Consider the following 6,246-nt stretch of genomic DNA (forward strand, 5'->3'; position numbering starts at 1 on the left):
AATGGAACAGCCAACCGACTTAAGCGCTCGGCATCACCAGTAGCGGTCAGTCCCATCCATGCGGGCATCGCTTTCCGAGAAGCAGTTGCGGTCGTCCGCCTCGCTTGAGATGTCACCCAGCAGCTCGTGCATGCTCTCGATGCGCAGCGTCAGCCGGATCGTGGCGACCTTCGGCGGATCAACCTCGCCAGCACTCGTCGATGGGCCTGGCTGGCCCTGCGCCGGTTTCTTGTAGGGGCCGATCTCGACGCCGCGATGCCGCAGGTAGCTGTACAGCGTGCTCTTGGACACATGCAGCTTCTGCGCGATGGCGGCCACCGACAGCTTGCGCTCGCGGTACAGCGTGTCGGCGGCCAGCGCCGTTGCCTCGGCCTGCGGCGTCAAACCTTTGGGCCGCCCACCGACCCGGCCGCGTGCCCGTGCCGCCGTCAGCCCGGCCTGCGTGCGCTCGCGGATCAGCTCGCGCTCGAACTCCGCGAGCGAGGCGAACAGGTTGAACACGAGCCGCCCTTGGGCGCTGGTGGTGTCGATGGGGTCGTTCAGGCTCAGCAGCCCGACCTTGCGTTCCATCAGGCTGCCGACCAGTTCAACCAGGTGCTTGAGCGAACGCCCCATGCGATCCAGCTTCCAGATCACCAGCACGTCGTCGGCTCGCAACTGAGCCAGCAACTCGTCGAGCGCCGGCCGCGCGGTCTTCGCGCCGCTCGCCACGTCCTGGTAGACGCGCTCGCAACCGGCCGCCTTGAGGGCGTCCACCTGCAAGTCTGATTTCTGGTCGCGCGTGGAAACGCGGGCATAGCCGATTTTCATGCTTAGAGTCTGCTTTACTTGTTAAAACAGAACAATATCGAACTTTGATTCATCAAACCACAAATTTAGACGAATTGCGGTGCAGCACTGTTTGCGGATCAGGTCGCGCGGCAGAGTCTTGTAAAACGAAGGTTTTATCGAACCGTTGCCAGTGATGGTGATAAGGTGTATAAACACCTATGCACCCATACACTGTATTGGAGGACAATATGAACACCGTTCGCTGGAACATCGCCGTATCGCCGGACGTAGATCAGTCCGTGCGCATGTTCATCGCCGCGCAGGGCGGCGGCCGCAAGGGCGACCTGTCGCGCTTCATCGAGGAAGCTGTGCGCGCCTACCTGCTGGAGCGCGCCGTCGATCAGGCCAAGACGGCTGCTGCCAGCATGAGCGAAACCGAACTGACCGACCTCATCGACGAGGCTGTGCAATGGGCGCGTGAACACTGATGCGCGTAATCCTCGACACCAACGTGCTGCTCGGCGCGCTGATTTCGCCCCATGGGCCACCCGATGCGATCTATCGCGCCTGGCGCGCAGCGCGCTTCGATCTGGTGACATCGGCGGCACAGCTCGACGAGCTGCGGCGGGTGAGCCGCTACCCCAAGCTCAAGACCATCTTGCCCGCGCACCGCGTCGGCACGATGGTCAACAACATGCAGCGCGCCATCGTTTTGGCGCAACTGCCGCCGCTGCCGGATGGCATCGAGGCGAATGATCCGAACGATGCGTTCCTGCTGGCGATGGCCTTGAGCGGCGAGGCCGACTACCTGGTGACGGGCGACCGCCGCGCCGGGCTGCTGCAACGCGGTAGCATTGGGCGCACGCGCATCGTCACGCCGGCCACTTTCTGCGCCGAGGCGCTTTGAGCCATGCCGGTCAGCTTCCTGTCCACCACGCAACGGGAACGCTACGGCCGCTACCCAGACACGCTTTCCGGCGAAGAGCTGGCGCGCTACTTCCACCTGGACGACGATGACCGCGAGTGGATCGCCACCAAGCGGCGCGACAGCCACCGACTGGGCTATGCGCTGCAACTGACCACGGCCCGCTTTCTCGGCACCTTCCTGGAAGACCCGGCCGCCGTGCCCGGCGCGGTACTGCATACGCTGTCGTCCCAGCTCGGCATCGCCGACCCAGACTGCGTGCTCGCCTACCGCGAGAGCGAGCAACGCTGGCGGCACACGACCGAGATTCGTGCCCGCTACGACTATCGTGAATTTGCCGACGGCGGCGTGCAGTTCCGCCTTGGCCGGTGGCTATGCGCGCTGTGCTGGACGGGCACCGACCGGCCGAGCGCGCTGTTCGATTACGCCAACGGCTGGCTGGTCGGCCACAAGGTGCTGCTGCCCGGCGTCACTGTGCTGGAACGCTTCATCGCCGAGGTGCGCTCGCGCATGGAGTCGCGCCTGTGGCGTCTGCTCGTGCGCGGCGTGACGGTCGCACAGCGGCAGCGCCTCGACGACCTGCTCAAGCCTGCCGAAGGCAGCCGCCAGTCTTGGCTGGATCGGTTGCGCAAGGGACCGGTGCGCGTCAGCGCTCCGGCGCTCGTTTTGGCCTTGCTGCGCATCGAGACCGTGCGCGGCCTGGGCATCAAGCTGCCGGGCACCCATGTGCCGCCGAGCCGCATCGCGGCGCTGGCCCGCTTCGCCAGCACCGTCAAGGTGTCCGCCGTGGCCCGGCTGCCGGAAGCGCGGCGCATCGCCACGCTGGTGGCCTTCGTGCATTGCCTGGAAGCCAGTGCGCAGGACGACGCCCTCGATGTGCTCGACCTGCTGCTACGCGAACTGTTCACCAAGGCCGAGAAGGAAGACCGCAAGGTCAGGCAGCGCTCGCTCAAGGATCTGGATCGGGCCGCCTCGACGCTGGCCGAGGCATGCCGGATGCTGCTCGATCCGGCCCTGCCGGACGGCGAACTGCGCGAGCGCGTCTATGCCGCCATCGGCCGCGATGAACTGGCCCAGGCGCTCAATGAGGTTCGCGGCCTGGTGCGTCCGCCCAACGATGTGTTCTACACCGAGCTTGAGGCCCGCAAGGCCACCGTCTCGCGCTTCCTGCCGACGTTGCTGCGCATCATCCGCTTCGACGCCAATCCGGCCGCGCAGCCTTTGGCGCAGGCGTTGCAATGGCTGCATGAGAAGCCCGACCATGATCCGCCCACGGCCATCGTCGGCAAGGCGTGGCAGCGCCATGTCGTGCAGGATGATGGCCGCATCAATGCCACGGCCTATTCGTTCTGCGCGCTCGACAAGCTGCGCAGCGCGATTCGCCGCCGCGACGTGTTCATCAGCCCGAGTTGGCGCTACGCCGATCCGCGCGCCGGGCTGCTGGCCGGAGCCGAGTGGGAGGCCGCGCGGCCCATCGTCTGCCGCTCGCTGGGCCTGACGGCGCAGCCCGAGGCCACGTTGTCCGCGCTGACGCGCGAACTGGACGAGACCTACCGGCGCGTCGCCGCACGCCTGCCCGAGAACGACGCGGTGCGCTTCGAGACAGTCGGCGACAAGACCGAACTGGTGCTCAGCCCCTTGGAGGCGCTGGAAGAACCGGCTTCGCTGATCGCGCTGCGCAACGAGATCAAGGCGCGCATGCCGCGTGTCGATCTGCCGGAAATCCTGCTGGAAGTCGCCGGGCGCACCGGCTGCATGGACGCCTTCACGCATCTGACCGAGCGCACGGCGCGTGCGGCCGACCTGACCACCAGCCTGTGCGCGGTGCTGATGGCCGAAGCCTGCAACACCGGCCCGGAACCGCTCGTGCGGCAGGACACCCCGGCGCTCAAGCGCGACCGGCTGATGTGGGTCGATCAGAACTACGTGCGCGACGACACGTTGATCGCCTGCAACGCCGTGCTGGTGGCGGCGCAGAACCGCATCGCGCTGGCCCGCGCCTGGGGCGGCGGCGACGTGGCCTCGGCGGACGGCATGCGCTTCGTGGTGCCGGTGCGCACCATCCACGCCGCGCCGAACCCAAAATACTTCAATCGCGGGCGCGGCGTCACCTGGTACAACCTGCTGTCCGATCAATGCACCGGGCTGAACGCCATCACCGTGCCCGGCACGCTGCGCGACAGCCTGGTCTTGCTGGCGGTTGTGCTGGAGCAGCAGACCGAATTGCAGCCGACGCAGATCATGACCGACACCGGCGCGTACAGCGACGTGGTGTTTGGTCTGTTCCGTCTCTCCGGCTACCGTTTCTGCCCACGCCTGGCCGACGTTGGCGGAACGCGCTTCTGGCGCGTGGACGCCGAAGCCGACTATGGCGACCTCAATACACTGGCACGGCAGCGCGTGAACCTCGACCGCATCACGCCGCATTGGGATGACGTGCTGCGCCTGGTCGGCTCGCTCAAACTCGGCCTGGTGCCGGCGATGGGCATCATGCGCACCTTGCAGGTCGATGAGCGGCCCACCAGCCTGGCGCAGGCTATCGCCGAAATCGGCCGCATCGATAAGACCATCCATACGCTGAATTTCATCGACGACGAGGCCCGCCGCCGCGCCACGTTGCTGCAATTGAATCTCGGCGAAGGCCGCCACAGCCTGGCGCGCGAAGTCTTCCACGGCAAGCGCGGCGAACTGTTCCAGCGCTACCGCGAGGGGCAGGAGGATCAGTTGAGCGCGCTCGGCCTGGTCGTCAACATGATCGTGCTGTGGAACACGCTGTACATGGACGCGGTGCTCGCGCAGTTGCGCAGCGAGGGCTACCCGGTGAAGCCCGGGGACGAGGCTCGGCTATCGCCGTTCGGCCATGAGCACATCAACATGCTTGGGCGCTACTCGTTCTCAGTGCCGGAGGCGGTCGCCCGTGGCGAGCTGCGACCCCTGAGCAGGAAGGACGACGTTTGAGCCGCTTCAAGCCTATCCGCAGCATCCGCGCTGCTGCTGGATAGGCGGGCACGGCACCGAGCCGAATGAACAGAACACGCAGCAGTCGCCGGGCTTGGGGCGCAGCAGCGCGTGGCACGCCGGGCACTCGTCGTAGAACTGGCAGGCATCCGTCGGCATGGTCTTCTGCCAGGCGTGCCCGCAGTGCGGGCAGGTCAGCACAGATTCAAGAATGATGGTCATCGCGGCGTCACTTCTGCACGGCGGACGGGTAGCCCGCGTTGGTCGTGGCCTTGGTCAGCGCTTCCGGCTGGGCCTTGTCCGGGTCGTAGGTGACGGTGGCTGTTTTTTGTCGAAATCAACCTGTACTGCGCTGACGCCAGCTACTTTCTCCAGCGATTTCTTGACCGTGATCGGGCACAGCGGGCAGGTCATGTTCTGGACGGCCAGTGTGACCGTTTTCGACGAGGCGGCCAGTGCCGCGAACGGCAAGGCAACCAGTAGAGCAATGAGCAATTTGCGCATGGCGAACTCCTTTCAGTAGAACAACGAGGCCAGCCACGGCACGGCCAGCAGGGCGAGCAACAGGATGGCGACGATCCAGAAGGTGAGCCGTTGCCGGCGGCGCGTGCGCGGATCGGCGCAGGGCGTGCCTGGGGTGCAGACTTGCGGCACCAGGTAAAGCTTGCGGAAGGCCAGGCCGAGAAACAGCAGCGTCAAGCCGATGAAGAACGGCCGGTACGGCTCCATTGCCGTCAGGCTGCCAACCCAGGTGCCGCCGATGCCGAGGGCCAGCAGCACGAGCGGCCCGATGCAGCACACCGATGCACCGATGGCGGCGAGGATGCCTGCGACCAATGAGCTTTTGCCGGTGAGTGATGCCATGCCGATTCCTTGAACTTGTGCGCCCAAGTGTTACTCTAAATTCCGTACTTAAGTACGGAATCAAGGGAAATTTGCATGGGCGCAGACCTGACCATCGGCAAGCTGGCGGACGCTGCCGGAGTGAACATCGAGACGATCCGCTATTACCAGCGGCGCGGGCTGCTGGATGAACCGACCAAGCCGCTGGGCGGCCATCGGCGCTACCCGGCAGGGGAGGCCAAGCGGGTGCGCTTCATCAAGCGGGCGCAGGCGCTGGGCTTCACGCTGGATGAAGTCGGCATGCTGCTGACGCTGGACTCGGCGTGTGGCTGCTCGGACACGCGGGCGCTGGCCGCCCGAAAGCAGGGACTGATCGAGCAGAAGATGGCCGACCTGACGGCCATGTACCAAGCGCTGGGCGATCTGATCCAGCAATGCGATGCCGGTGGCAGCACAAGGCCGTGCCCGATCATCGACGTGCTGGAGCGTGACTGACCACCACGACGATCACACAGCGGGTGACGCGACCGCCTGACTATCGCGCTAGCAGAAATTTCTGAGGTTCCGGCTTTCCTTTGCCAGGGCTTAAGTCGGTTGGCTGTTCCATTGCTCCCCGGACCCCAGAACCGCCGCGGCCGCCGCGAACACCGTGATGCTGTGGCCGGAAGGAAAACTGTTGTAGCGCAAGGCCTCCCCGATGAGTGTGAATGACGACGCATCGAGAACGGCCGCTGGGCGGGCCACAGCGG

Annotated in this window: 8 protein-coding genes; 4 read left to right on the plus strand and 4 right to left on the minus strand. The window is 65.6% G+C overall.

Annotated features, from left to right (window positions below; translation table 11 throughout):
• Positions 1 to 33: 33 nt before the first annotated feature.
• Positions 34 to 810 (minus strand): recombinase family protein, encoded by a 777-nt coding sequence (locus NFX52_RS19930; RefSeq protein ID WP_055401768.1) that lies wholly within the window; start codon positions 808 to 810, stop codon positions 34 to 36.
• Between the two features lie 209 nt (positions 811 to 1,019).
• Between NFX52_RS19930 and NFX52_RS19935 the strand changes: the two genes are divergently transcribed.
• The 3 genes from NFX52_RS19935 to NFX52_RS19945 are packed head-to-tail and all read left to right on the plus strand — an operon-like array spanning position 1,020 to position 4,654.
• Entirely contained in the window at positions 1,020 to 1,259 is a 240-nt protein-coding gene (locus NFX52_RS19935; protein WP_020909879.1) for a ribbon-helix-helix domain-containing protein, read from the plus strand.
• Positions 1,259 to 1,678, plus strand: a complete 420-nt coding sequence (locus tag NFX52_RS19940) for a putative toxin-antitoxin system toxin component, PIN family (RefSeq protein WP_055401766.1) — start codon at positions 1,259 to 1,261, stop codon at positions 1,676 to 1,678. Before NFX52_RS19935 ends, NFX52_RS19940 begins: the two co-directional genes overlap by 1 nt.
• Positions 1,679 to 1,681: 3 nt before the next feature.
• Complete coding sequence (locus tag NFX52_RS19945; RefSeq protein WP_055401764.1) at positions 1,682 to 4,654, plus strand: Tn3-like element ISAzs17 family transposase; 2,973 nt, start codon at positions 1,682 to 1,684, stop codon at positions 4,652 to 4,654.
• Between the two features lie 12 nt (positions 4,655 to 4,666).
• Here the strand turns inward: NFX52_RS19945 and NFX52_RS19950 are convergent, their stop codons facing one another.
• From NFX52_RS19950 to NFX52_RS31480, 3 genes are read right to left on the minus strand one after another with little or no spacing between them, the layout of a single operon-like run.
• On the minus strand, positions 4,667 to 4,876 hold the full coding sequence (locus NFX52_RS19950; protein ID WP_055401762.1) for a GDCCVxC domain-containing (seleno)protein: 210 nt from the start codon (positions 4,874 to 4,876) through the stop codon (positions 4,667 to 4,669).
• Between the two features lie 54 nt (positions 4,877 to 4,930).
• A complete protein-coding gene (locus NFX52_RS31475; RefSeq protein WP_492759474.1) occupies positions 4,931 to 5,158 on the minus strand; it encodes a heavy-metal-associated domain-containing protein in 228 nt (75 codons plus the stop codon).
• A gap of 12 nt (positions 5,159 to 5,170) precedes the next feature.
• Entirely contained in the window at positions 5,171 to 5,518 is a 348-nt protein-coding gene (locus tag NFX52_RS31480) for a mercuric transporter MerT family protein (RefSeq protein ID WP_242701336.1), read from the minus strand.
• A gap of 75 nt (positions 5,519 to 5,593) precedes the next feature.
• Between NFX52_RS31480 and merR the strand changes: the two genes are divergently transcribed.
• On the plus strand, positions 5,594 to 5,992 hold the full coding sequence (gene merR, locus NFX52_RS19965; protein ID WP_055401759.1) for a mercury resistance transcriptional regulator MerR: 399 nt from the start codon (positions 5,594 to 5,596) through the stop codon (positions 5,990 to 5,992).
• Positions 5,993 to 6,246: the final 254 nt, after the last annotated feature.

This window comes from Acidovorax facilis (assembly GCF_023913775.1).
Classification (GTDB): Bacteria; Pseudomonadota; Gammaproteobacteria; order Burkholderiales; family Burkholderiaceae_C; genus Acidovorax; species Acidovorax facilis.